The sequence below is a fragment of the Maribellus luteus genome, assembly GCF_003576475.1.
GTDB classification, from domain to species: Bacteria; Bacteroidota; Bacteroidia; order Bacteroidales; family Prolixibacteraceae; genus Draconibacterium; species Draconibacterium luteum.
The window spans coordinates 153,641-176,930 of the sequence record NZ_QWGR01000002.1 but is presented as its reverse complement, the minus strand read 5'-3'; the positions used below and the strand labels follow the sequence as shown (position 1 = coordinate 176,930).

Here is a 23,290-nt window from a genome sequence, read left to right as displayed (position 1 = left end):
ATCCAAAAAAAATCCGTTATTTGAACTCAAATGATTTTACGAGCAGAAAATATTGTCAAAAAATACCGGAAAAGAACCGTTGTAAAAGGGGTTAGTTTTGATGTAAAACAGGGCGAAATTGTAGGTTTGCTGGGGCCCAACGGTGCCGGAAAAACCACATCGTTTTACATGATTGTGGGCCTGATTCAACCTTTTTCCGGAAAGATTTTTCTCGACACCGAGGAAATCACCAAACTGCCGGTTTACAAAAGAGCCCAAAAAGGAATTGGCTACCTGGCCCAGGAAGCTTCCGTTTTCAGAAAGCTTAGTATCGAAGACAACATTCGTGCGGTGCTGGAAATGACTGATTATTCGAAAGAATACCAGAAAGAAAAACTGGAAACGCTTTTGGATGAATTCAGCCTGCAACATATCCGCAAGAGTAAAGGAATCCAGCTGTCGGGAGGAGAACGCCGCCGTACCGAGATTGCCCGGGCGCTGGCCATCGATCCAAAGTTTATTTTGCTTGATGAGCCCTTTGCCGGCGTAGACCCTATTGCGGTAGAGGATATCCAGCAGATTGTAATGAAGCTGAAAGAGAAAAATATCGGCGTATTGATTACCGACCACAACGTGCACGAAACGCTTACCATTACCGATCGTTCGTACCTGTTATTCGAAGGTAACATACTGAAGGCCGGGACTGCAGAAGAACTTGCTGCCGACGAAGATGTAAGACGTGTTTATCTCGGACAAAACTTCGAACTGCGATAAAAATAAAAATTTTGCATTTTTTTATTTGCAAATCCAAAAAACTTGCTTTTCTTTGCAGCGCTAAAATAAAAACGGCTTTTTAAACGAAAGAAGACCAAAATTTAGCTGAAATATTTTTCCTGAAAAATTTGGCGGATAACAAAAATGCAGTATTTTTGCAGTCCCAAAATCAAGGGAATTAACATGATGGCCCGTTCGTCTAGGGGTTAGGACGCAAGATTTTCATTCTTGTAGCAGGGGTTCGAATCCCCTACGGGCTACTAATTTTTTTAAAAGAAGAAAGGTAGAAATGGCACATCATAAGTCAGCATTAAAAAGAATCCGTCAGGATGAAAAAAAGAGAGTACACAACAAGTACTACGCAAAAACTACTCGTAATGCAATTAAAGCATTGCGTAATGCTACTGATAAGGAAGAAGCCGCAAAGCTTTATCCAGGCGTTGTTGCTATGATTGATAAACTGGCAAAACGTAACATCATTCACAAAAACAAAGCATCGAACTTGAAATCAAGTCTGGCTTTAAAAGTGAATCAGTTGTAAGAAACAATATTCAACAAAAATAGAAGCCTCTCCGCTATGCGGGGAGGTTTTTTTTTGCCTTAATCTGACATATGTTCCGGAACTATTCATTCGGCCTTTTACAAATCATTTATTCTGTTTATTTTTAAAAGAGAAGTTCCGGAGATATGAGCGACTACAAAAAGTTAAATATTAAAGACTGGGCAGCGGAAGACAGGCCACGCGAAAAACTACTCTCAAAAGGCGCACGTTCGCTTAGCGATGCCGAGTTGATTGCCATACTCATTGGGTCGGGAAACCTGGAAGAAACAGCCGTTGAGCTTTCGCGCAGGATACTCGCCGCCGTGAACAACAAGCTGAACGAACTTGGCCAAAAGAACATCGAATTTCTGAAAACCTTCAACGGAATTGGCGAAGCAAAAGCAGTCACCATTGCAGCGGCACTTGAATTGGGAAAACGCCGCAAAGATGCCGAAGTATTCAGCAACAACAAAATTACCGGGAGCAAAGACGCGGCCGATTACTTCTCCCCTTTGCTCGAAGACCTGAGCCACGAAGAATTCTGGGTGATGCTGCTCAACCGCGGCAATAAAATAATCGATACGTTTATGATCAGCCAGGGAGGCATTTCCGGAACCGTGATCGACGTGAGAATTATACTGAAACCCGCCATTGAAAAACTAGCCAGTGCCATTATATTGTGCCACAATCACCCGTCGGGAACCATGCAGGCCTCTGATGCCGACAAAAAAATAACCAGAAAAATCAAAACCGCCGCCGAAACCATGGACATTGCCGTGCTCGACCACATTATCATCGGGCACAACAATTACCTGAGTTTTGCCGACGAGGGAATGCTAAACTTTTAAACGAAACCAAATGATACTAATCTACTCTGAAAAAATTACCTCCCGAATCGAGTACATTTCCAAACTCATTTTTACGAACATCCTGCAAACGGAAGTTGCGTTCACTAAGAATTCAAAAGAATTTCAGCAACACGATGGGCCAAAGTTCAACTATTCGTACCAGAAATTTGGGGATGAATTTTACATCAAGCCACACCGGCTGATCCTTCAGAAAGCATTGATCAAGCCAAGCATTCAACCGGTTTGGTACGAAGGGAACAAATACTTTTGCGAAAGTTCGCAGGATTCCGATCTGCCGTTCGATCCGCTGGCTGCCTCTTTTTACCTGGTTAGCCGCCACGAAGAATATACCGACAAAACACGCGACAAACTCGATCGATACACGCCGCAGAACAGTATCCTCGTAAAATACAATCTCTTTCAGAAACCCGTAGTAAACATTTGGGCACAGCTACTGGGAAAGAAGTTAAAAGAGAAACATCCGGAGTTGAGCTTCCCTCAATCCCAATTCGACTTTATTTCAACCATTGATATTGACAATGCCTGGGCCTATAAAAACAAAGGTTGCTGGCGAACAGGAGGTGCCCTGTTAAAATCGTTTTTTAAAGATCGGGCTGAATTCAGGCAAAGATTAAACGTACTGGCCGGGAAAAGCCACGATCCATATGACACTTATGAATACCTGAACACGGTATTTCAAGGAAACGAGGAGAAAGTAAAGTTCTTTTTCCTGCTGGGTGACTGGGGCCGTTACGATAAAAACATCTCGTACCGGAACAAATCATACCAAAAACTAATCCGCACCATCAAGGAAAGGTACGATGTGGGATTGCATCCTTCATTTGCCTCCAGCAAAAAAGGGAACCGCAAGAAAACGCGCACCGAACGAATTCGTTTGGAAAAAATCCTGAAATCCAATATACTGAAAAGCCGTCAGCATTTTCTGCGTCTTCAACTGCCCGCTTCGTACCGGCGGCTGATCAAAAGCGGAATTGTGGAAGACTATACAATGGGTTACTCTTGTTTGCACGGATTCAGAGCCGGAATTTGCACGCCTTTTTACTTTTACGACCTGGAACGCGAAACCACCACCAACCTGCTGGTTGTGCCCTTCCAGGTAATGGACGGAACTTTTACGCACTACCTGAAACTGTCTCCGGACAAAGCTTTTGAAGAAATTAAAAAAATCATGACCGAAGTTAAGAATGTTGGTGGTACATTTGTGAGTATCTGGCACAACGAAACCGTTAACGACAAAGGAATCTGGAAAGGTTTCCGCCAGGTGTTTGAAGACATGAACCAACTTGGATTTAGCTGGGCAAATGAAAGAACAACCCAACATTAGGTACATAAAAAATACGGACATTGATTACAACAAGTGGGATAACTGCCTGAACAATTCCTCCAACCAGCACATTTATGCCGCCTCCTGGTTCCTCGACCGTGCTGCCGACAACTGGGATGCGCTGGTAATGGGCGATTATGATTTTATTATGCCGCTGCCTGTGCGAAAAAAATGGGGAATCTCCTATGTTTATCAACCTGATTATTGCCAGCAACTGGGAATATTTCCGGCTCCCTCGGAAGAAATTACCAGGCAATTCTTTCAGAAAATCTCGCAGCTGTTTAAATATTGCGATACACAGGTGAACACAAAAACGCCTGTGGAAAATACCGGCATCCACTTGAAAATTTCGCCCCACACCAACTATATTCTTCCTTTAAATATGAATTATGCCGGGTTGTATTCGGGGTATTCGCCCGATGCCAAAAAGAACCTGAAAAAAGCACATAAAAAAAACCTGAGCTTTGTGGCAGGAATACAATTGGATGATTACTTGCGACTCAAAGCCGAAAATCCCTGGCGCGAATTCACGGAAGAAGATTGGAATACTTCCAAACGCCTGATCGCATTTGGCCTGTACAAAGGAATTGGAAGAATTTACGGAATTTACACTCCTGCCAACGAATTATGTGCGGCCGGCTATTTTTGCAAATACGGCAACCGTGTTACATTCCACGACTCCGTTGCAAATAAAACCGGCAAAAAATCGGGTGCCATGCGGCTTCTGATCGACGGCTTTATCCGGGAAAATGCAGGAAAAAATACAACGCTTGATTTTGAGGGTTCCACAGTGCCGGGCATTGCTCATTTTTTCAGCGGCTTCGGAAGTTACCCCGAAACCTATTTTCTGGTTAAATACAATGGTTTACCTTTGCCACTTCGGTGGATCAAATCCTGAATTCCGATGGCAAATATTCCTCGTTCCATATGCAAACAAGTGGCCCGGGTTGTTCCGGCTAAAACTTTACTCCGGCTAAACACTCCCGCTTTTCTACCCTTTTACCACACCGTAAGTAACAGCCATTTGGCCCATGTTCTGAACTATCCTTACAGAGATGCAGACACATTCGAAAACGAACTTGATTACCTACTAAAATATTTTACACCCGTTTCGCTGGAGGATTTTTATAAAAACTCCCACGGTTCCGGGAAAAACTTTCATCTGACATTTGATGACGGGCTTAGTGAATGTGCCGAAGTCATTGCCCCCATTTTATCGCGGAAAGGAATTCCGGCCACCTTTTTTATCAATTCTGATTTTGTTGGCAACAAAGCGCTTTTTCACCGTTACAAAGCCAGCCTGCTTTTAAACGGCCTGCTGACAAACCCTGATTCGGAAACCGAAAGTTTTTTGGCCAAACACGGCTTATTCCGGCACAACCTGTTAAAGACACCTTACCACCAAAACGACCTTATTGATCAGGCAGCTGAACTGCTTGAAATGGATTTTGCTGCATTTTTAAAGGAACAACAACCCTACATGACCAAAAGCCAGCTAAAGCAGTTACACAAACAAGGATTTACGATTGGCGGACATTCGTGCTCCCATCCCGAATTCTGGTTGATGAAAAAAAATGCACAGTTCGATGAGATTGAAAAAAATATGGAGTGGATTAACCGCCACTTTGAGCCCAAAATAAAAGCCTTTGCCTTCCCGTTTACCGACCACGGAGTTTCGGAAAAACTGCTAAGCAAATTGGTAAAAAAGCAAATTTGTGACATTACTTTTGGAACGGCCGGCCTAAAATTCGACAGTGTAAGTACGCACTTTCAACGATACCCGGTTGAAATGCCCGGCGATTTTGTTAACAACCTGAAGGCGGAATTTCTATACTTTCTTATCAGAAAATGGGTGGGCAAAGCAAGAGTAAAACACTAATGCCCTGCTATTTTTTACAACTAAATATCAACTCTCGTTTACCATCTCCCAGCCGGAATTTTGCATTTTCTGCGTCTGTAAAATGCGTCCGGTAATCGATTGTTTTCACGTTGAAACCACCTGCTTCCAACCGATCCTGAAAATCCATGCCGTGCAGCCGGCATAAATCACGTTCTCCGTACCGGGCCAAACGGTCTTCGGGCGCAACGATCCTGCTATCCTCCAATGTTACCGGAGAATTGAGGTCCAAAACAGTCATAATAATTGCCTCGCCTCCCGGAGAAAGTACGCGGCACAACTCCTTAACAGCCTTTCCTTCATCAGGTACGTGCCCCAAAACATGCGAACAAATAATCAGGTCAAAATAATTATCAGGGAAATGAATATCCGTAATGTCAACCACGTTTCGTGCGTAGGCTGGATCAATATCGCCGTCCACATATTCAGCGTTAAGTTTTTTAAGAATTCGAAACAAGGAATATTCCGGGGCAATGTGCAAGATCCGGGGACTTTTCATGGTAAAAATTCCGGTTTCCTTTCGCAGGTACAACGCCAAAACCCGCGTCCGTTCAAGGGAGCCACAATAAGGGCACTGGGCGTTTTTTCGCTCGATATTCCCTTTCGAAAGAAATTTCCGAAACGATTTTTGACAACAATTACAATAAAACTGATGCCCGAAATAAAAAGGAGAAATCAGTATATTCAAATAAATCCTTATTTTTACGCGCAGTTTTTCCGAAAACAGGTTTTTATAGATACGTTTTATCATAAACTGTACATGTTGTCAATTAGTCATTTATATCAAAAAATCTTTACTTCCCCTGATTTAAAGCCACTTTTATTTGCCCCAACCAGTTTTTGCCGGCATCTGACAACAAAGAAGATCGCGGACTTTCTCATGAAAAATGCGAACCCAAAATTAAAAAGAAAACTCACTTTTATAAACTGCGATAGTAGAATATGAACATAAAAACTTTAGGCAACAATCATTCTATACTGGACCAATACCTGGCCGAGATCCGTGACATTAACATTCAAACCGACCCACTACGTTTTCGTGATAACCTGAACCGCATTGGGGAATTATTTGCTTACGAAATCAGTAAGGAAATGGAATTTGAGGTTCAAGACGTACAAACGCCCCTGGGTGTGGCAAAAGTTCCGAAATTAAAAAATCAGCCGGTTTTGGCAACCATTCTGCGTGCCGGACTGGCCATGCACAACGGGCTTCTCCGGGTCTTCGACCGGGCAGAAAACTGCTTTATTTCGGCTTTCAGGAAATATACGGAAAGTGGAAAATTTGAAATTGAGTTTGAATACATGGCGTCACCATCACTCAACAACAAAGTAGTTATTCTTTCTGACCCTATGCTGGCTTCGGGAAAATCGATGGAAATTGGTTACGAAGCCCTGTTCAGCAAAGGAAAACCGGCACACATTCACCTGGTTGCCATCATTGCCAGCGAAGAAGGCGTTAACTATGTAAAAGAAAAAATAAAGGCCGACAATGTTACCTTGTGGCTGGGTGCTGTAGACCCTGAAATGACGCCCAAATCATACATTGTTCCCGGCCTGGGCGATGCCGGCGACCTTGCCTTCGGAGAAAAAATTGACTCGAAATAAATAAAACCAAGAATGCCATCCCATCTGATTACTCAGAGAGATGGCATTCCCGACTTTCTCAACAAACTGCTTATCGCAGAAAAAGATATTCTGAAGTTTAGAAGTAAACTTCTACGTTAATGTTTTCTCTTCCAAAACCTTTGTCGCTCAGAATCTCCATCGAATCGAAGATCATATCGCTGTTTCCGCACAGGTAAAAAGACGTGTTTTTGTCAAAGTCCGTCTTCTTGAGGTATTCCGTTAAGCGGCCTCTAAAATTCCCTTTATCATCGCGCGAAGTGCAAAGCGTGTATCTGCCTGCGTCATAGGCATCTCTTTCATAAGCCTCATCGGCGTAACGCACACCGTGGATTAAATGATAATCCAGGCCCGGGTTGCTTTGTACCATGCTGTGAAAGGGCGCAATACCGGTTCCGCTGGCAATAAAAACGTGCCGGTTGTTCTTCAGATTCTTTTCATCCAATCCGAATTTTCCAAACGGCCCGTGTACCTCCACCATATCGCCTTCTTTCAGATGCGACAATTTCGGTGAAAAATACCCTCCATCTACTTCCTTCACCAACACTTCCAGGTTAGTACCACCCTCGGCACTGTATATAGAGTATTCGCGGCTTTGATAATCGCCCGGAATAGACAAAGACACATGCTGCCCTGCTACAAACTTAAACCGGCTTCTGGGCATCGAAAGAATAAAAGCATGCTCTGTCAATCGCCGAATTTCAGCAATCTTGTAGTAATTTGCATCAATCTGTACTTCTGGTTTCATATCAATTGTCATGGTATTATGCTTAAATTTTGTGCAAAAATAGAACTTTTTCAGTAAAATACTTTTTTGTATTTTATTTTAACCGATAATTACAGACAATTAACCGATTCTTAACACCATTGTTTACCCTAAGTGCCTAATTTTAAATAGAAATTATTGAAAGCATATTAACAATCTTTATCAGAATAAGCCAAAACAATCAACCCATAAAGTGAGCATAAGAACGGAATACGCGATACCCGGCTGATTAACAACCCGACAAATTCCATACGATGCCACTGAAGGAAAACAATTTAACCGTATGAAAACTCTAATCACCTATTGCACAACACATGGCTGCACCGAAACAGTGGCCCGTGAACTAAAACAACTGTTGGGACAAGACGTAACTCTTTGTAACCTGAAAAAGGAAAAAGCACCCGACCTCTCTCCGTTCGAAAGAATTATTGTAGGAGGTTCTATCCATGCCGGACAGATTCAAAAGAGAATCAAAACTTTCTGCCGGCTTAATACCGCTGAGCTACAAACGAAAGAACTGGGGTTGTTTATTTGTTGTATGGACGAAGGAGAGGAAGCGCGAACCCATCTAAACAATGCCTACCCTGAAGAATTGCTGAAACATGCCAAAGCAACGGCTTGTTTGGGTGGTGAATTTAACTTTCAGAAGATGAATTTTCTGGAAAAGTTTATCGTTAAGAAAGTAGCCAAAATAGATCACAGTACTTCGAAAATGGATCAACAAGCCATTCGTAAGTTCTCGAACCGTATGGACCGGATTTTTAATCCCTTTCTTTTCCTGGCCTAAAATTTCAGGTAAAAGTCCCGGGTCAGTGCTACATACTCTTCTGTAAAAGAACCATCAGAATTATAAATAGTCAAACAGTCTTCGTTGAGGACTGTTTCCTTTTTCCCAAACTCCAGCAAAACACGGTTAACTTTCTTTCCTGTTTTGGGGAAGATCTCGGTTTTACGGCAAAGCCACAAGCTATTTTCTGTGGCCCAGTACAGAATCTCTTCCAAAGCCACGATGGGCAAAATCAATGCAATTTTACCGTTCTCAGCCAACAAGCCGGCAGAACAGGCGATAAGCTCCGAAAACGAAAGTAAGTCGTTGTGACGGGCAATGGTCCGCTCCGTATAAGCTGCCCGTGTTGCCTGACTAAAAAAGGGAGGATTTGATACAATCAGATCAAATGGTGAGCAAGCTGATTTGACAAACTCCTGCAAAGAAGTATTCTGTACTTCAACACGCTCTTTCCACCCGGAAGCACTTACGTTCAGCAATGCTTCGCCAGCCGCATTTTCTTCTATTTCTACCGCTGTGATCTGCGCCCCCGAACGTTGAGCCAGCATTAGCGCAATCAGTCCTGTTCCGGTGCCGACATCGAGTATTTGCCGGGCGGAATCAAGCTGAACCCAGGCCCCCAGTAACACACCATCCACACCCACTTTCATCGCAGATTTTTCCTGGATAATCTTAAACTGTTTGAATTGAAAGTAGTTGTTTCTGCCCATTACAGCCCATCACTTTAGCATTCAAAATTAGAACTTTTCAAAAACACCCAGTCCAAATAAGGCAAAGTCGTATTTGATTGGATCTTGCGGATCAAACCGACGCAGGTTGGCAGTAATTTCTTCCACGGCTTTCCAGTCGCTTGATTTGCGTTGTAGCAGCCCCAATTTTCGTCCTACATTGCCCGTATGAACATCCAGCGGCAACATAAGTGCCGATGCCGGAATTCCTTTCCAAAGCGCAAAGTCCACCTTGGCTTTATCTTCGCGCACCATCCACCGCAGGTACATGTTCAGCCGCTTGGCCGAAGCACCTTTTCTGACGTTTGAAACATGCTTTTGAGTGCGTTCTCCCGGAAGTTCAAAAAACAAACCGTGAAAATGCGCCAGCGCAGCCCAGGCCGTCTCACCATTTGAAAAGCCATCTTCAAATACTTTTTGAAGCCCGTAGTGACTGGTATAAATATTTCGTAAAGACTGAATGAAATACACACAATCATCGCCATTGAAGGTCCTGTGTACGAATTTTTTCAGGCGTTTTAACTCTGCCGGAGAAGCATGCAACACAAAACTGTGCGGATCGTCATCGAGCAACTGCATTAAATACAGTGCATTTTTTATGATTGATGCCCGGTTTCCCCAGGCGATGGTGGCCGCCAGAAAACCGGCGATTTCAATATCCTCTTTTTTTGAAAACCTGTGCGGAACCTGGATCGGGTCTGTTTCGATGAACTCGGGACGGTAGAACTCCTCCACCTTTTCATCCAAAAAGGCCTTTAGTGTTTCAAAATCCATGGGGCTACTCAATCACTCCGTCTTTGATGTGAATAATGCGGTCGGAACGTTCTGCAAAATGATCGTCGTGGGTGACAATGATAAAAGTCTGGCCCAGTTCGTCGCGCAGTTTGAACAACAGGTCGTGCAACTCGTCGCGGTTACTCGAATCGAGGTTCCCCGATGGTTCGTCGGCCATAATCACAGAAGGATCGTTGATCAGTGCCCGGGCCATAGCTACCCGCTGTTTTTCGCCACCGGAAAGCTCTGATGGCTTGTGCTCCATTCTTTCAGACAACCCCAGAAAGTCGAGCAGTTCTTTGGCTTTTGCTTCCGCTTTCGCTTTTGGCTCTTTGGCAATGAACGCCGGAATACACACATTTTCCAGCGCGGTAAATTCGGGCAACAGATGGTGAAACTGAAAAACAAATCCAATTTCCCTGTTTCGGAAGGCAGCCAGTTCTTTTTCCGACATGGCCGATATTTTCTTGTCTCCGAAATAAATATCACCACTGTCGGGTTTGCTCAAGGTACCGAGTATTTGCAGCAAAGTTGTTTTACCCGCACCACTGGCTCCTACAATTGAGTAGATCTTTTTCTCCGGAATTTCCAGGTCAATGCCTTTCAAAACCCTTAAGTTTCCAAACGATTTGTGTATGTTCCGAGCCTTTATCAAAACAATGATTTTTAGAGTTTCATTATTTCATAAATAACGTAAGCCACATAAGCAGCCACCAAAATAAAGCCGGTAAGTTTTCCGACCTTCCAGCGCCGAACCAATAAAAGCCCGATCAGTAAAACCACCGAGCCAAACAAAATAAGTACAGAAGTGACAATATCGCCACCGGCATCCACAGTGCCACCCGAAAGCGACATCACAATCAGGAAGGGTAAGCCGAGTCCCACCAGAATATCAAAAATATTGGAGCCTATTGCATTGCTAACAGCCATGTCTCCCCTTCCCTGTTTTGCCACAATAATCGACGAAAACAAGTCGGGTATTGATGTTCCCACTGCAAGTACTGTCAGAGCAATAATTGCCTCCGGAATGTTCATTATATGAGCCGTTTCTACGGCTACCTCTACCAAAACATAACTAAGCGCAGCAATCAAAACAATGGAAAAGAAGAAAACGAGGTAATACCTTTCGGCTTTGGGGAAAATGAAACACAGAAACTGATCCAGCGGACGCGTTATTTTATTGTGCTCGCCATGTGCCTCTTGCACATCCTCGCCCAACTCCACATCGTTGTGGGGTAAAATACGTCGCCAGTAAACCACTGCCACCACGTAAACCACATACAACCCCAAAAAGGCGATGGATTCTGTCAACGTGAAATGACCATCCCAAATAAATACCACCAGCATTGTTACGGTGAGCGTATAAAAGAGTATGTCGCGGAACATGGGTTTCCAGTTTAATTTGGTACTTTTTACCAAAGCCGCAGCCCCTACAATTACCAGCAGATTAAAAATCGCGCTTCCTACAATGCTTCCGATACCGATTATCTGGTGCTCGCCGGGCTTTAATACCGCAAACAAGGCCACAAAAAGTTCGGGAGCGCTCGATCCAACCGCCATTAAAGTTGCTCCTGCCGCATCGCTTGAAAGACGCAGATCCCGCGAAATTCTATCGAGCGAAGCGATAAAAAACAAATCGACAATCCGCGCCAGCAATACAAAGCTGAGCAGCAGAATAAATATGTATAATGCTATTGCCAAAAAGATATGTTTTACAAATGATTAATCCTCGAAGTTTTTCTGAATTCCGCTATTGATCTCCGAGGTTTCTTTTTTTACGGTTGAAGTGACATCGTTGATATCCCTTTTAATATCCGAGGTGTTGGCATCCAGTTCGCGTTTAATCTCGTTGGTAGCCTTTTTGAATTCACGCATTCCTTTTCCCAACGTTTTGGCAATATCAGGAATAGCTTTTGACCCAAAAAACAGCAAAGCCAGCACCATTACCAAAACCAACTCACCTCCGCTTATGAATAAAAGACAACTCATTCTTCTAAATTTAAATCACAAATATACAAAAAGTAAAAAGCCGGAAGTTTGAAGACGACAGAAAAACTCCTGCCCTGTTCGAACTTCCGGCAATTATATCCAAATTTATTGGATCAAACTATTTTTTTCTTTTTTCTATCACTTTATGAACCCTGTTACGTGTATCGTAAGCAATAGGAGTTGCGATAAAGATAGAAGAATAAGTACCTACAACAATACCCACCAGCAAGGCAAAAGTAAAGCCCTGGATGGTAGCACCGCCAAAGAGGAAGATGGCCAGCAATACCACGAAAGTTGACAACGAAGTACTAAATGTACGACGCAGTGTACTGTTCATGGCTTCGTCCATGTTTTCTTCGGCACGGCGTTTTGGGTGCAGTCCCATGGTTTCCCTGATACGGTCGAATACTACCACCGTGTCGTTGATTGAGTACCCCAATACTGTCAGGATGGCCGCAATAAATGCCTGGTCAATTTCAAGCGAGAACGGAAGCGCACCTGCCAACAGAGAGAAAAGTCCCAGCACAATCAACGAGTCGTGTGCCAATGCAGCAACAGCACCAAGTCCGTACTGCCAGTTCCGGAAGCGGACCAGAATATACAGAAAGATAATAATCAATGCGAAGCCAATTGCGAGCGCAGACTCCCTCCGAATATCGTGAGAAATAGTCGGTCCCACTTTTTGCGAACTCTGTTGATAAACATCCGTAAATTGCTCCAGAGATACATCCTGACCAATGAATCCGCCTTCTTTCAGGCCTTTCATCAATAAAGCTTCCACTTCGTTGTCAACATTCTCGCTGTTGTCATCAATTTTATAATCAGTAGTAATTCTTACCTGGTCGGCTTCACCATAGGTTTTCACTTCAGGAGCTCCGTCGAAAACAACTGCCAATGCATTTTGCACATCGGCCACTTTTACGTCCTGGTCAAAACGAACCACATAGGTTCTACCTCCTTTAAAGTCGATACCGTAATTCAATCCGCGAACAACCAGCGAACCAATCGAAAGTACAATCAACGCTCCCGAAATAACATAAGCAATTTTTCTTTTTTCCAGGAATTTAATACGGGTATTACGCAGCCAGTTCTCGGTAGCACTGGAAGCAAACAAAATACGTCCACCTTTTCTCAATTGCCATTCAAAAATCAAACGGGTGATAAAAATAGCTGAGAACAACGAGGTGAGAATACCGATGATCAAGGTAGTTGCAAAACCTTTGATCGGTCCTGAACCAAACATGTAAAGCACAATACCGGTTAATAAAGTGGTTACCTGACCGTCAATAATCGCAGAATAAGCGTTTCTATAACCATCGGTAATGGCCAGTTTTATTCCTTTACCTGCACGAAGTTCTTCCTGAACACGTTCGTAAATAAGTACGTTGGCATCCACCGACATACCAATGGTAAGTACGATACCCGCGATACCAGGTAATGTAAGAACAGCACCCAACGAAGCAAGAATACCAAAGATGAAAAGCATGTTGGCTACCAGCGCAATATTGGCTGCCAAACCGGCATTTTTACTGTAGAAGAACAACATGTAAATCAGTACCATCGCAAAAGCAATGATAAACGAAATTAAACCGCTGTTAATTGCTTCCTGTCCCAGTGACGGACCAACAACATCTTCCTGGATAATACGGGCCGGAGCCGGCATTTTACCCGATTTCAAAACGTTCGCCAAGTCTTTTGCTTCTTCAATACTTTCCAAACCGGTGATGCTTGAACGTCCACCCGGAATTTCACCGTTAACGGTTGGGAACGAACGTACATAACCGTCCAGAACAATCGCGATAGATTTACCTACGTTTTCTTTGGTCATACGCTGCCATACTTTGGCACCTTCGCTGTTCATCTGCATCGACACTTCCGGGTTAGAACCCATCTGGTCAAAATCCTGGCGGGCATCTGTAATCACTTCACCATCCAGCGGCGGACGTCCGTCACGGGTGGTAACTTTCAGTGCAATCAAACGATACAACATGCCAGCTTGATCCATTGACTTGGCAGTCCAAGCGAACTTCATATCCCTTGGGAAAAGACTTCTGATCTGCGGGTTGTTCAGGTACGAATTTACTTTGGATGTATCTTTTCCCTGAGAGTAACCGATAGAAGGTCCTCTGAATAACTGCCCGGTTTGATCGGTACTTGGAGTAAGTACGGCAAACAACGGATAGTCTTTCTGGAAATCAGCCATATTGTCAATTCCCGTTGCTGAAGAGTCGGCAGAACTTCCTGCTTCCATTTCAGCCAGTAAAGAATTTTCGCCGGTAGTATCTTGTTCTGCTGTTTGAGTTTCAGTAGTGGCTTCTTCTGTCACTGCTTTTTCTACGTTAACAGCATTCATTTCACGAATTTTTTCGTTCGCCTGCATCAAATACGGGTAAACTTCCTGGTTTTCGTAGGTTTCCCAGAACTCCAGGTTAGCAGTTCCCTGCAAAAGCGTACGAACACGGTTCTGGTCTTTTACCCCCGGAAGTTCTACCAGGATACGGCCACGTGTTTGCAACTGCTGAATGTTTGGCTGAGCCACCCCGAAACGGTCGATACGCGTACGAATAATGTTGAAGGCGTTATCGATGGCGGCATCGGTTTCCTTGCGGATAACATCCAATACGTCAGTATTACTAGAGTTAAAAGTCACACGGTCGCGCAGTTCCAGCGTATTAAAAATCGACGCCAGCTTCGCATTCGGATCTACTTCCTCAAACGCCTTTCCGAAAAGCGTTACATAATCGTCCTGCGAATTGGTCTGTAACTCGTCGGCGCGAGCCAGTGCTTTGTTAAAAGTTTCGTCGGTACTGTAATTCGACATCGCGCGGATAATGTCTTTCACCTCCACCTGAAGCGTTACGTTCATACCGCCTTTCAGGTCAAGACCCAGGTTCATTTCCAGTTCACGAACATCTTTGTACGTAAATTTTTTCAGCCCGAAGAAGTTGTACACCACTTCGCCTGCCATTGAATCCAGGTAACGGAATTCCATATCCGGATTTCCTTGAGCATATTCCTCGGCATCTTTTTTAATCTGCTGAGACTTCCAGCTAAAAGATAACTGGTAAAGACTCACAGCTGCCAACAGAATTGCAAAAGTTAAAATTGCACCTTTGTTTTGCATTTTAAATTAAATTTAAATGTTTGATTTATTGTTTGTTTATTTTGAATCCAAGCCATTTACAGCCACACGCAGCTGCTCTGCGCACAGCCATTCACGCGAAAACGTGAAAAATTAGGATAACGGATCTTCGTCGGGAGAAAGCGAATGGTTTTGATAAACCAGGTAATGATACGAAGTAATCAGAGGACTTGTTTGCTGAACCACCTCGGCCTTTAACACCTGGTAATTTCTGACGGAGTAATACTGCCGCAGAAATTTATTATGTGCATCCGAATCCTGGTTTCGGGAGGGTGTTTTTTGGAAGCAAGTCTTTACCGTGAGCGGATTGGCCTGCGCCAGAACATAAACTTCACCCTGATGTGTGCCGTGATTATCCGCATTGGTCTGAATATGATCCAGTTTGGTAGGATTTTTTTCCAGGTAAGCATCCATACAAACAGCTGCACCTATTAAAGCAGCAAAAAATGCCAGCCTAACGAGCAACTTTCTTGATATGTTCAGCTTAATCCTCAATACTTTAAAATTTAGCGGAGCAAATATACCTAATTCCCTGTGGTTTCCAAATCTGAAGCAGTTAAATTTGAGGCAGTTGATTTAATCCGGATATTTTATGCAACAGGTTTTTGTTTACGGCTCTCTCCTTTTCTCCGAAGTGGTGTATGCACTCACCGGAACAAGTTTCCCAACGCAGGAAGGAATCCTGCACAATTTCAGGCGCTTTGCCGTATGCGGAGCCGATTATCCGGCCGTATTTCCCCGCACGGGATCAAAGGTTAAAGGAAAGCTTTTACAGAACGTAGATAGCCGTTCGCTGGAAATACTGAAATTTTACGAAGGGGATGAGTACGAATGCATTTCAGCCACCATCCATGTTAAAAATAAAAGAACAGAAGCTTTGGTTTTTGTATGGAAAGGAGATGCAAAGCTTTTGAACGGAAACTGGGATGAAAAACAGTTCCGGGAAACTTCGCTCGAAACATACATACAGAAAATAGTGCCTGAAACACGCCTGGCCTTTGAAGCATGGCAGGCCAGAGCTTTCAATCCGCGCTAATTCCGGCCAAACAGAAATAATTAATTTTGTACAACTGGTAAGCACTATTCAATATCTTTGGGGACAAGATGCTTTCTGATTTCCCTTTTAAATAAAGAGATGACAGTTATACGGAAATCAATCATAATTCTAACTCGATATAAAAATGAAGAACCTAGTTTTATTTACCCTTCTTTTTGTTTTCATTTTGGGATGTTCAAATCCCGGAAAAATTACAGCTCCCGCAACTTATTCCGAAGCTGCAGATCCTTCGGCCGACACCTTAACCGACTGGAGCACGGTTACCCCGGGCTTGCATGCCTCCATTGGCTCGGTTGACTACCGTTACAACAAAAGCTTAATCCCTGATTTGGCAAACACAAACGCGTGGAATGGTTTTGCCTGGCGCAACGAAAAAATTTCGGCACAACTGGTATTGTGGAACAACCAGCCCGCCGGAATCGTTGAATGCCGGTTCTCTGAGTTTAAAACAGAGGATGGAAAAACACTGCCGGCAGATATCGCCCGCGCACAGTTTGTTCGCTATGTACTAACCGACGAGTTTGGTCCAGGATGCGGATACCGCAAACCCGAAGACTTTATTGCCCGGATCAGTCCGGATGTGCTCGACACGCTTTCTGCATTCAAAATGGAGCCACAGTCAACCCGCCCGTTGTGGATTACGTTTGATGTACCCGCCGACGCAGCTCCCGGAAGCTATACTTCCAGCATGCAGTTAATGCTCGACGGCAAAAAACACAGCGACTTTACATTTACGGTTGAAGTGGCCGACCGCACGCTTCCCGAAGCTTCCGACTGGAAATTTCACCTCGACCTGTGGCAAAACCCGTATGCAGTAGCACGTGTACACGATGTGGAATTATGGTCGGCAGCACACTGGGACCTGCTGCGCCCGCTCATGAAATTACTTGCCGATGCCGGGCAAAAAGTAATTACAGCCACCCTGAACAACCGTCCCTGGGGAGGACAAACCGAAGATGCGTTTGGCTCCATGATCGCCTGGAACAAACATGCCGACGGAAGCTGGACTTACGATTATACCATTTTTGACCAGTGGGTGCAGTTTATGATGGATCTGGGCATTAAAAATCAGATCAACTGCTACTCCATGGTTCCATGGGGTAATGAACTTTACTACCACGATGTCGCCTCTGACGAAGAAGTAAAAGTTGTTGCGAAAGCAGGCACAAAAGAGTTTGAAGAACTGTGGACTCCTTTCCTGAAAGATTTTGTGAAACACGTAGAGCAAAAAGGATGGAAAGACATTACACGCATTGCCATGGACGAACGCTCGCCCGAAGAAATGAAAGCCACCATGAACCTGTTGGCCGAAGTCGTGCCGGGCATGGAAGTGGCTTTTGCAGACAATCACCATAACTACAAGATATTTCCGGATCAGCTCACCGACCTGAGCGTTGCTTTTGGAGCTGAAATTGAACCCGAAATTCTTCAGTACCGGAAAGACCATCGTTACATTTCAACGTGGTACGTTTGCTGCGCCGACGGCTTCCCAAATGTGTTTACTTTTTCGGAACCGGCCGAGGCCGTTTTTGTTGGATGGTACACAATGGCAACCGGCTTCGATGGCTTTTTACGTTGGGCTTACAACAGCTGGGTAAAAGATCCGCTAACCGACTCGCGCTTTCGCACGTGGCCAGCCGGAGATACGTACATTGTGTATCCCGATGCGCGGAGTTCCATCCGTTTTGAGCGTTTGCGCGAAGGCATCCAGGATGCTGAGAAGATCCGTTTGTTGCGTGAAGAATTTCAAAACAGTTCGTCGACTGAAGCACAAGAAAAACTCGCACAACTTACCGAGCTCGTTGCCCGGTTTAATTTCACTCAGAAACCGGCTGATTTTAACGACTTGATGAGAGAAGGTAAACAAACCTTGGAAAATCTCTCCAAATAACATCCTAAAAACAAAGCGTCAAAGGCAACGATTCACGAAGCCTTTGACGCTTTTTATCCTTTTTAGCTCACCTCTCAGCTAAAGTATGACCGAATTATTTTCGCAGTATAAGCAGTTTTCGTTTGTAATCGATCACAGCCCGGTAGTTCATTAAAAAATCGCCACCCAGCAAACCACATATTTGCAGGTCGGCAGCATTTTCGTACAACTCGTTTATATGATTCAAATCAAGCAGAGCAGCACTCATCCCCGGAACTTTCATCTTCCCAAAATGGATTTCTTTTAAAGTACACAAACGGCTTTTCATAGGTTCGGCACCAATACCCGCCGAGTGCAAGTCTTCGGTATGCTCATCAACTTCAGCAATGCAATCTTGCAAATTCTGGTCAAAAACCGATTTGGAAGCCCCTGTATCAATCACCCATATACCAATGGTGCCATTACAAAAAGAGCTGCTTACCAGTAAATGATAATTGCCGTTCTCGAGTTCGATTATTCTGATGGGAATCTTTGTTCGCATGGTTTAAAAATAAACGAACATAATAAAAAACGGCTGACCCGAATGGATCAACCGCCTTTTTATACTAATAATTTTTTCTTTCTGTTACAACAGGGCATTAACAGCAGCAACTCCTTCGGCGCTGTCTACCAGTTTTGCTTTTTCAGCATCAGAAAGTTCGATTTCCAATACTTTTTCGATACCGCCTTTACCGATTACACAAGGCACACCGATTGAGATGTCGCTCAAACCATATTCACCTTCAAGCAATGCTGAACAAGGGAATACTTTTTTAGAATCGAGTGCAATGGCTTTTACCAATTCAGAAACGGCTGCACCCGGAGCATACCAGGCACTAGTTCCCAGCAATTTAGTAAGGGTTGCACCACCAACTTTTGTAGCTTCCACTACTTCGGCCATTTTTTCTTCTGACAGGAATTCAGAAACCGGTACGCTGTTTACCACTGCTTTTTCGATCAGCGGAACCATACCTGTATCGCTGTGACCACCAATTACCATGGCGCTAACATCCGATTGCGGACAACCAATGGCTTCAGCCAGTCTGAATTTGAAACGGGCGCTATCCAATGCACCACCCATACCAATGATACGGTTTTTAGAAAGGCCTGTAGCTTTGTGAGCCAGGTAAGCCATCGTGTCCATCGGGTTACTAACCACGATAATGATTACGTTTGGCGACTCGGCAATCAATTTCGTTGCTACGTCTTTTACAATACCGGCATTGATACCGATCAGCTCTTCGCGAGTCATTCCCGGTTTACGTGGAATACCACTGGTAATTACAGCTACATCGCTTCCTGCAGTTTTCGAATAATCGTTGGTAGCACCTACAATATTAGAATCGAAACCATTTAACGATGCTGTTTGCATCAAGTCCATGGCTTTCCCTTCAGCAAAACCTTCTTTGATGTCAACCAATACAATTTCTTCTGCAAAGTTTTTAATGGCAATATATTCGGCACAACTTGCTCCAACTGCACCAGCTCCAACTACTGTTACTTTCATTTTAATCGAGTTTTATAGTTACAAAATTCATAAACTTAAACGATTCATAGTCAAATTGTTTAAGGCCTGCAAAGATAATCTATTTTCGAACAACCGGAAATATTTGAAACCCCCGGAATCCGGTTTAACAATTAGGTAAGAAATTCGTTAAGCCGTGTTAAACGCCTCCTTTCTAATTAAACCAATAAGTCATTTTAAGTACGATGGCGCGGTTGCGCGAGTTCCAGTTTCCGGTAAAATAGTTGTCGGTATAAACCAGGTAAATATCCGAAACCGGCTGGTAGCGCCACTGAAAACGAGAATTAATATTCAGGTTATCAACCTGCTCGTTGTACTGAACAAATGTTGACCAGAAAATTTTATCCGAAAAAGTGATATCCATTTTGGGGCCGACCAGAAAAAACTGTTCCCGGTCGAAAGGAGCTCCCAAATCCATGTCGGTGAAATTAAAATTCATGGTAAGGTTGACGTAAGGCTGAAAACGGTACCCGATCTCCCCTTCTACAAACTGAATGTCGCCGCTGTAGAAAGAGCCTTTTGTTGCCTCGGCTCTCCAGTTAAAGAGTGTTTTCCGGGTGGAAGTAAATTCGGCCGAAACGGCACCAAAATGATAATCCGATCCAACGGGCAGAAAATTTGCAGCATCGCTGGTAGGATTAAAATCTTCCTGCAACTTCACATAAAAGTTTTTGTACGAGAGCTCAAATTCAGAACGGTCCTGAAACTGAAAGTGGTACGAGAGCTCGTATTCATGCTCTATTTTGTTGTAATCCTTGTCGTAATAATTATCGATCTGAACATCAGGGCCATGACTTACTACCTTTTTGTTCGGCACAAAGTTATACCCGGTTTTTGTTCCCACGAAATTATACCCGGAGCGCCTCACATATCCTGTCTCGGCCAGGTAGTTCTCTCCTATCGAAGTCTCGTACAGGCCAAGTGTCAGATGCTTTGTTTTGTAGGTAACCGAAGCTCCCTGCGAATATTGCTTGTCCGGGTTTCCGGGCTGAAAAGACCGGTGATAGAAAAACTTGCCGCTCCAAAAATTATTGGCGCTGGCCAGATTGTAATCCACTCCCACCACGCGGTTGTACATGCTGGTATCCGATGGCACATCAAAATATTGTTTGTTAACGGCTATAAACCCGATGTTCGACCGCGCAAAAACCTTTTTCTGCAGCGAAACAACGGTAAAATTGCGTGACAGAAAATCATTGGTTTTTTCGGTGGTCATCGTCATCAGTCCCAAACGCAAATCGTTCCCTATTTTCCCCGTGAGACGGGCCCCTGCCAGCACCGGAGCATCCAGGCCTATCCGGCGCGAAAAGAAAGGCGTGGAAGTATTGTAACCATAGCTCGAAAAAAGATCGCCGTTCTCGAGAAAAAACTGCCGCTTTTCCGGAAAGAACAACTCAAAACGGTCGATGTTGGCAATCTGCCGGTCTACTTCTACCTGCGCGAAATCGGGATTGTAAGTCAGGTCGAGGTTCATGGAAGATGAAATACCGATCTTGGCATCAAAACCAAAATCTTTTCGGTAGGAAGCGTCGGTTCCTGCTTCGTAATCTTTTGAAACGCCGCCAAAAATGTAGGGAATAACCGAAATCTGCGGCTTGGGTTTGGGCAGCGGTTCTTCAAAGTTCATTACCCCGGTGTAAGCCAGCGAAGCCGTCGGGAATTGCCGCGGAACAGGTGCCCACGACGATTTCTCGTTTGCTTTGAGATCGAGACGGCTAAAATTGGTAAACCAGGTTTGACTCCCGCGCGGATAACGAACCGATTTAAACGGGATGCGCATCTCGGTCACCCACCGGTCGTCGTAATGTTTGGTTTTCGATTCCCACTTGCAATCCCAGTCGAGCGAAACCGCACTGCCGTTGCTCATGGTGCCGTCCCACTTGGCTCCTGAGGCCGAAACCCCAAACGAAAATCCGTTGGTCTGGTCCAGAAAAGTATCAAAAAACACCAGCAGGTTGTCGTTGTTGCCAAAAGCAAAATCGCGCCGGAAAGATTCCATCACCCGTTTGCCCGGAATCGTATCGTAAAAAATCTGCGCCAGGTAAAGCGCTTTATCATCGTAGGTCATTAATATGGTCGAAGGCTGCGTGGCATAACCGCTGTCGACCGGCAACACTTTAAAAAAAGTATCCGCCTTTTGCGCTGCCTGCCAGTCGGGTTCTTCAATAACACCGTCGATCCGGATTTCAGAACGGGCTTTTTTTACTTCGTAAACATAGTCTTTGTTGAATGTGCTAATGGTGGTATCAGAGTTCGTCAGCAACACGTTGCTTGCACCAACTGCAGCAACATGCAACATAAACAAAAAGACCAAAGACAGCTTCATAAGAAATAGCGTTAATTGATTTAGGTTTCAATAAGTTGCACGCAAAGATATTCAAATTGTCAAAACCTGAGCCAGCACCCAGTGTAGTTTAGGAAAAGAATTTTCCCTTTATTTTAGCGGAATATCTACCACCAGATTTTTGTCGCTGCGAACAAAGGCCGTTACCACTTCGTAGGTCAGTTTTTCCTGCCCTTCGGTTGCAGAAATAACCTGTGCCGATTGCGGATAAAGCGTCACTGTTCGGGTTCCCTTGCCCGACTTGAGCTCCATTTCAAAATACAAATCGCTGTTGTTTTTTATCTCGTAGTAGTTGGTGGTCTTTTCGTTCCTTGTTTTTGCATGAAAAACCGGGCTAACTTCCACGCTGGCGTAGAACAGTTTGCTGACCCATTCTTCCTTCCCGGCAATGTATTTTGTCGACCAGGCAACGGTGCGCCCTTCTTCCAGCGCTTCGCGTACCGACTGAGCCGTCCGTTCTTTGGCAAAAACCAGTGTCATGCTGCGATGGGCTCCCTCTTTAAAATTATAGCTGTAACCCACAATGTTGTGCATATCCGTCGATCCCATCACCGCAAGGTTGTTATCGACACACCAGTCCAGCGCTTTTTTGTAAAACTTAAAACCGTTAAAAACTTCAATTCCCCCCAGAACCTTTTCCTTTAACAACTCGTCCACCAGATCAATCCATTCGTAAGAACCATCAATCGAATTCACTTTCCAACCGGGGTGATTCCAGAAAATAAAGGCCTCCTGGTCAGCCGCCTTCATCACGGCCTGTTTGTCTTTGGCATTGTCCCTGTCGGCGATGTAATCCTTCGAATCTCCAATAAAAATTGCGTTAAAATGGCCGGGAGGTGTATTGCGCGTAATTTCGTTCCCCTTAATCAGGATGATGTTATTCTCGGCAGCCATGTCCTCGCCTATTTCATACGCACGGTTGTGGTCAACCACCACATCTTTCGAGTGCGGCGTGTATTCGATATGATCCGAAATGGCCATTACATCCAATCCTTCCTGCCACGCTTCCTGCACCCTGATCGTAGGCCAAACCTGTCCATCAGAAAAAATGGTATGCATGTGGAAATCGCATTTCAACGTTTGGTAGCCATCGAAACCGGGAATCCGGATGATTTGGCGTTTTTTAGGAAATCTGGACTCATCCATCGACATAACCCCATTGTCATCCTGGGCATAACAATAAAATGTACTGAATATAAAAAGAAAGACTAATAACCTGGTTCTAAACATGGTATTATGATTTAGTTGTTTTAAGTCCTCCC

The 23,290-nt window shown here is 44.2% G+C and carries 23 protein-coding genes and 1 tRNA gene; 11 read left to right on the top strand and 13 right to left on the bottom strand.

Features of this window, described 5'->3' with window-relative positions; genetic code table 11:
- Window positions 1-30: 30 nt before the first annotated feature.
- The 7 genes from lptB to D1614_RS03495 all read left to right on the top strand — a co-directional run bounded on the left by lptB (window position 31) and on the right by D1614_RS03495 (window position 5,366).
- The gene (gene lptB / locus D1614_RS03525; protein ID WP_119436512.1) at window positions 31-753 is read left to right on the top strand and encodes an LPS export ABC transporter ATP-binding protein; all 723 of its coding nucleotides are present in this window, start codon (window positions 31-33) and stop codon (window positions 751-753) included.
- Between the two features lie 188 nt (window positions 754-941).
- Window positions 942-1,013: transfer RNA gene (locus D1614_RS03520), tRNA-Glu, on the top strand.
- A gap of 29 nt (window positions 1,014-1,042) precedes the next feature.
- Window positions 1,043-1,294, top strand: coding sequence for a 30S ribosomal protein S20 (gene rpsT, locus D1614_RS03515; protein ID WP_119436511.1), 252 nt, complete (start codon window positions 1,043-1,045; stop codon window positions 1,292-1,294).
- A gap of 146 nt (window positions 1,295-1,440) precedes the next feature.
- Window positions 1,441-2,142: a RadC family protein gene (radC, locus tag D1614_RS03510; RefSeq protein WP_119436510.1), complete on the top strand. Its 702-nt coding sequence runs from the start codon at window positions 1,441-1,443 to the stop codon at window positions 2,140-2,142.
- A 10-nt stretch (window positions 2,143-2,152) separates the two neighbouring features.
- Entirely contained in the window at window positions 2,153-3,487 is a 1,335-nt protein-coding gene (locus D1614_RS03505) for a polysaccharide deacetylase family protein (protein WP_119436509.1), read from the top strand.
- The gene (locus D1614_RS03500) at window positions 3,465-4,385 is read left to right on the top strand and encodes a hypothetical protein (RefSeq protein WP_119436508.1); all 921 of its coding nucleotides are present in this window, start codon (window positions 3,465-3,467) and stop codon (window positions 4,383-4,385) included. The genes D1614_RS03505 and D1614_RS03500 overlap by 23 nt, the downstream gene beginning before the upstream one ends.
- A 6-nt stretch (window positions 4,386-4,391) precedes the next feature.
- The gene (locus tag D1614_RS03495; RefSeq protein WP_119436507.1) at window positions 4,392-5,366 is read left to right on the top strand and encodes a polysaccharide deacetylase family protein; all 975 of its coding nucleotides are present in this window, start codon (window positions 4,392-4,394) and stop codon (window positions 5,364-5,366) included.
- 7 nt (window positions 5,367-5,373) lie between these two features.
- Here D1614_RS03495 and D1614_RS03490 read toward each other — a convergent pair whose 3' ends face one another.
- A complete protein-coding gene (locus tag D1614_RS03490) occupies window positions 5,374-6,135 on the bottom strand; it encodes a class I SAM-dependent methyltransferase (RefSeq protein ID WP_119436506.1) in 762 nt (253 codons plus the stop codon).
- A gap of 191 nt (window positions 6,136-6,326) precedes the next feature.
- Here D1614_RS03490 and upp point away from each other — a divergent pair, with 191 nt between their 5' ends.
- Entirely contained in the window at window positions 6,327-6,989 is a 663-nt protein-coding gene (upp, locus tag D1614_RS03485) for a uracil phosphoribosyltransferase (RefSeq protein WP_119436505.1), read from the top strand.
- A 97-nt stretch (window positions 6,990-7,086) separates the two neighbouring features.
- Here upp and D1614_RS03480 read toward each other — a convergent pair whose 3' ends face one another.
- A complete protein-coding gene (locus D1614_RS03480; RefSeq protein WP_162304393.1) occupies window positions 7,087-7,755 on the bottom strand; it encodes a ferredoxin--NADP reductase in 669 nt (222 codons plus the stop codon).
- A gap of 301 nt (window positions 7,756-8,056) precedes the next feature.
- On the opposite strand from D1614_RS03480, the gene D1614_RS03475 reads away from it, so the two are divergent.
- Entirely contained in the window at window positions 8,057-8,560 is a 504-nt protein-coding gene (locus D1614_RS03475) for a flavodoxin domain-containing protein (protein WP_119436503.1), read from the top strand.
- Here D1614_RS03475 and D1614_RS03470 read toward each other — a convergent pair.
- The 7 genes from D1614_RS03470 to D1614_RS03440 all read right to left on the bottom strand — a co-directional run bounded on the left by D1614_RS03470 (window position 8,557) and on the right by D1614_RS03440 (window position 15,688).
- Window positions 8,557-9,270: a tRNA1(Val) (adenine(37)-N6)-methyltransferase gene (locus tag D1614_RS03470; RefSeq protein ID WP_119436502.1), complete on the bottom strand. Its 714-nt coding sequence runs from the start codon at window positions 9,268-9,270 to the stop codon at window positions 8,557-8,559. The genes D1614_RS03475 and D1614_RS03470 overlap by 4 nt on opposite strands.
- Window positions 9,271-9,297: 27 nt before the next feature.
- Window positions 9,298-10,062, bottom strand: a complete 765-nt coding sequence (locus D1614_RS03465; RefSeq protein WP_119436501.1) for a TIGR02757 family protein — start codon at window positions 10,060-10,062, stop codon at window positions 9,298-9,300.
- 4 nt (window positions 10,063-10,066) lie between these two features.
- Window positions 10,067-10,717, bottom strand: a complete 651-nt coding sequence (locus D1614_RS03460; RefSeq protein WP_119436500.1) for an ABC transporter ATP-binding protein — start codon at window positions 10,715-10,717, stop codon at window positions 10,067-10,069.
- An 11-nt stretch (window positions 10,718-10,728) separates the two neighbouring features.
- Complete coding sequence (locus D1614_RS03455; protein ID WP_162304392.1) at window positions 10,729-11,763, bottom strand: calcium/sodium antiporter; 1,035 nt, start codon at window positions 11,761-11,763, stop codon at window positions 10,729-10,731.
- Between the two features lie 21 nt (window positions 11,764-11,784).
- A complete protein-coding gene (locus D1614_RS03450) occupies window positions 11,785-12,051 on the bottom strand; it encodes a twin-arginine translocase TatA/TatE family subunit (protein WP_119436498.1) in 267 nt (88 codons plus the stop codon).
- A gap of 118 nt (window positions 12,052-12,169) precedes the next feature.
- Window positions 12,170-15,175, bottom strand: a complete 3,006-nt coding sequence (gene secDF, locus D1614_RS03445) for a protein translocase subunit SecDF (protein WP_119436497.1) — start codon at window positions 15,173-15,175, stop codon at window positions 12,170-12,172.
- Window positions 15,176-15,286: 111 nt separating this feature from the next.
- A complete protein-coding gene (locus tag D1614_RS03440; RefSeq protein WP_147383996.1) occupies window positions 15,287-15,688 on the bottom strand; it encodes a hypothetical protein in 402 nt (133 codons plus the stop codon).
- Window positions 15,689-15,785: 97 nt separating this feature from the next.
- Between D1614_RS03440 and D1614_RS03435 the strand changes: the two genes are divergently transcribed.
- Window positions 15,786-16,229: a gamma-glutamylcyclotransferase family protein gene (locus D1614_RS03435; RefSeq protein WP_119436495.1), complete on the top strand. Its 444-nt coding sequence runs from the start codon at window positions 15,786-15,788 to the stop codon at window positions 16,227-16,229.
- A 145-nt stretch (window positions 16,230-16,374) separates the two neighbouring features.
- Window positions 16,375-18,141 carry a glycoside hydrolase domain-containing protein gene (locus D1614_RS03430; protein ID WP_119436494.1) on the top strand — a complete coding sequence of 589 codons (1,767 nt, stop codon included), beginning with the start codon at window positions 16,375-16,377 and terminating at the stop codon, window positions 18,139-18,141.
- A 94-nt stretch (window positions 18,142-18,235) separates the two neighbouring features.
- Here D1614_RS03430 and D1614_RS03425 read toward each other — a convergent pair whose 3' ends face one another.
- The 4 genes from D1614_RS03425 to D1614_RS03410 all read right to left on the bottom strand — a co-directional run bounded on the left by D1614_RS03425 (window position 18,236) and on the right by D1614_RS03410 (window position 23,258).
- Entirely contained in the window at window positions 18,236-18,661 is a 426-nt protein-coding gene (locus D1614_RS03425) for an aspartyl protease family protein (RefSeq protein ID WP_119436493.1), read from the bottom strand.
- Between the two features lie 84 nt (window positions 18,662-18,745).
- Window positions 18,746-19,666, bottom strand: a complete 921-nt coding sequence (locus D1614_RS03420; RefSeq protein WP_119436492.1) for a malate dehydrogenase — start codon at window positions 19,664-19,666, stop codon at window positions 18,746-18,748.
- 172 nt (window positions 19,667-19,838) lie between these two features.
- Window positions 19,839-22,010: a carbohydrate binding family 9 domain-containing protein gene (locus D1614_RS03415; RefSeq protein ID WP_147383995.1), complete on the bottom strand. Its 2,172-nt coding sequence runs from the start codon at window positions 22,008-22,010 to the stop codon at window positions 19,839-19,841.
- Between the two features lie 108 nt (window positions 22,011-22,118).
- Window positions 22,119-23,258, bottom strand: coding sequence for an Sb-PDE family phosphodiesterase (locus D1614_RS03410; RefSeq protein WP_119436490.1), 1,140 nt, complete (start codon window positions 23,256-23,258; stop codon window positions 22,119-22,121).
- Window positions 23,259-23,290 lie beyond the last annotated feature (32 nt).

Coding starts and splice junctions, on each gene's coding strand:
- D1614_RS03420 (WP_119436492.1), bottom strand. CDS start 19,666: ATGAAAGTAACAGTAGTTGGAGCTGGTGCAGTTGGAGCAAGTTGTGCC.
- D1614_RS03490 (WP_119436506.1), bottom strand. CDS start 6,135: ATGATAAAACGTATCTATAAAAACCTGTTTTCGGAAAAACTGCGCGTA.
- D1614_RS03435 (WP_119436495.1), top strand. CDS start 15,786: ATGCAACAGGTTTTTGTTTACGGCTCTCTCCTTTTCTCCGAAGTGGTG.
- D1614_RS03425 (WP_119436493.1), bottom strand. CDS start 18,661: ATGCGAACAAAGATTCCCATCAGAATAATCGAACTCGAGAACGGCAAT.
- D1614_RS03470 (WP_119436502.1), bottom strand. CDS start 9,270: ATGGGCAGAAACAACTACTTTCAATTCAAACAGTTTAAGATTATCCAG.
- lptB (WP_119436512.1), top strand. CDS start 31: ATGATTTTACGAGCAGAAAATATTGTCAAAAAATACCGGAAAAGAACC.
- D1614_RS03495 (WP_119436507.1), top strand. CDS start 4,392: ATGGCAAATATTCCTCGTTCCATATGCAAACAAGTGGCCCGGGTTGTT.
- radC (WP_119436510.1), top strand. CDS start 1,441: ATGAGCGACTACAAAAAGTTAAATATTAAAGACTGGGCAGCGGAAGAC.
- D1614_RS03475 (WP_119436503.1), top strand. CDS start 8,057: ATGAAAACTCTAATCACCTATTGCACAACACATGGCTGCACCGAAACA.
- D1614_RS03430 (WP_119436494.1), top strand. CDS start 16,375: ATGAAGAACCTAGTTTTATTTACCCTTCTTTTTGTTTTCATTTTGGGA.
- D1614_RS03465 (WP_119436501.1), bottom strand. CDS start 10,062: ATGGATTTTGAAACACTAAAGGCCTTTTTGGATGAAAAGGTGGAGGAG.
- secDF (WP_119436497.1), bottom strand. CDS start 15,175: ATGCAAAACAAAGGTGCAATTTTAACTTTTGCAATTCTGTTGGCAGCT.
- D1614_RS03500 (WP_119436508.1), top strand. CDS start 3,465: ATGAAAGAACAACCCAACATTAGGTACATAAAAAATACGGACATTGAT.
- rpsT (WP_119436511.1), top strand. CDS start 1,043: ATGGCACATCATAAGTCAGCATTAAAAAGAATCCGTCAGGATGAAAAA.
- D1614_RS03480 (WP_162304393.1), bottom strand. CDS start 7,755: ATGAAACCAGAAGTACAGATTGATGCAAATTACTACAAGATTGCTGAA.
- D1614_RS03450 (WP_119436498.1), bottom strand. CDS start 12,051: ATGAGTTGTCTTTTATTCATAAGCGGAGGTGAGTTGGTTTTGGTAATG.
- D1614_RS03505 (WP_119436509.1), top strand. CDS start 2,153: ATGATACTAATCTACTCTGAAAAAATTACCTCCCGAATCGAGTACATT.
- D1614_RS03415 (WP_147383995.1), bottom strand. CDS start 22,010: ATGAAGCTGTCTTTGGTCTTTTTGTTTATGTTGCATGTTGCTGCAGTT.
- upp (WP_119436505.1), top strand. CDS start 6,327: ATGAACATAAAAACTTTAGGCAACAATCATTCTATACTGGACCAATAC.
- D1614_RS03410 (WP_119436490.1), bottom strand. CDS start 23,258: ATGTTTAGAACCAGGTTATTAGTCTTTCTTTTTATATTCAGTACATTT.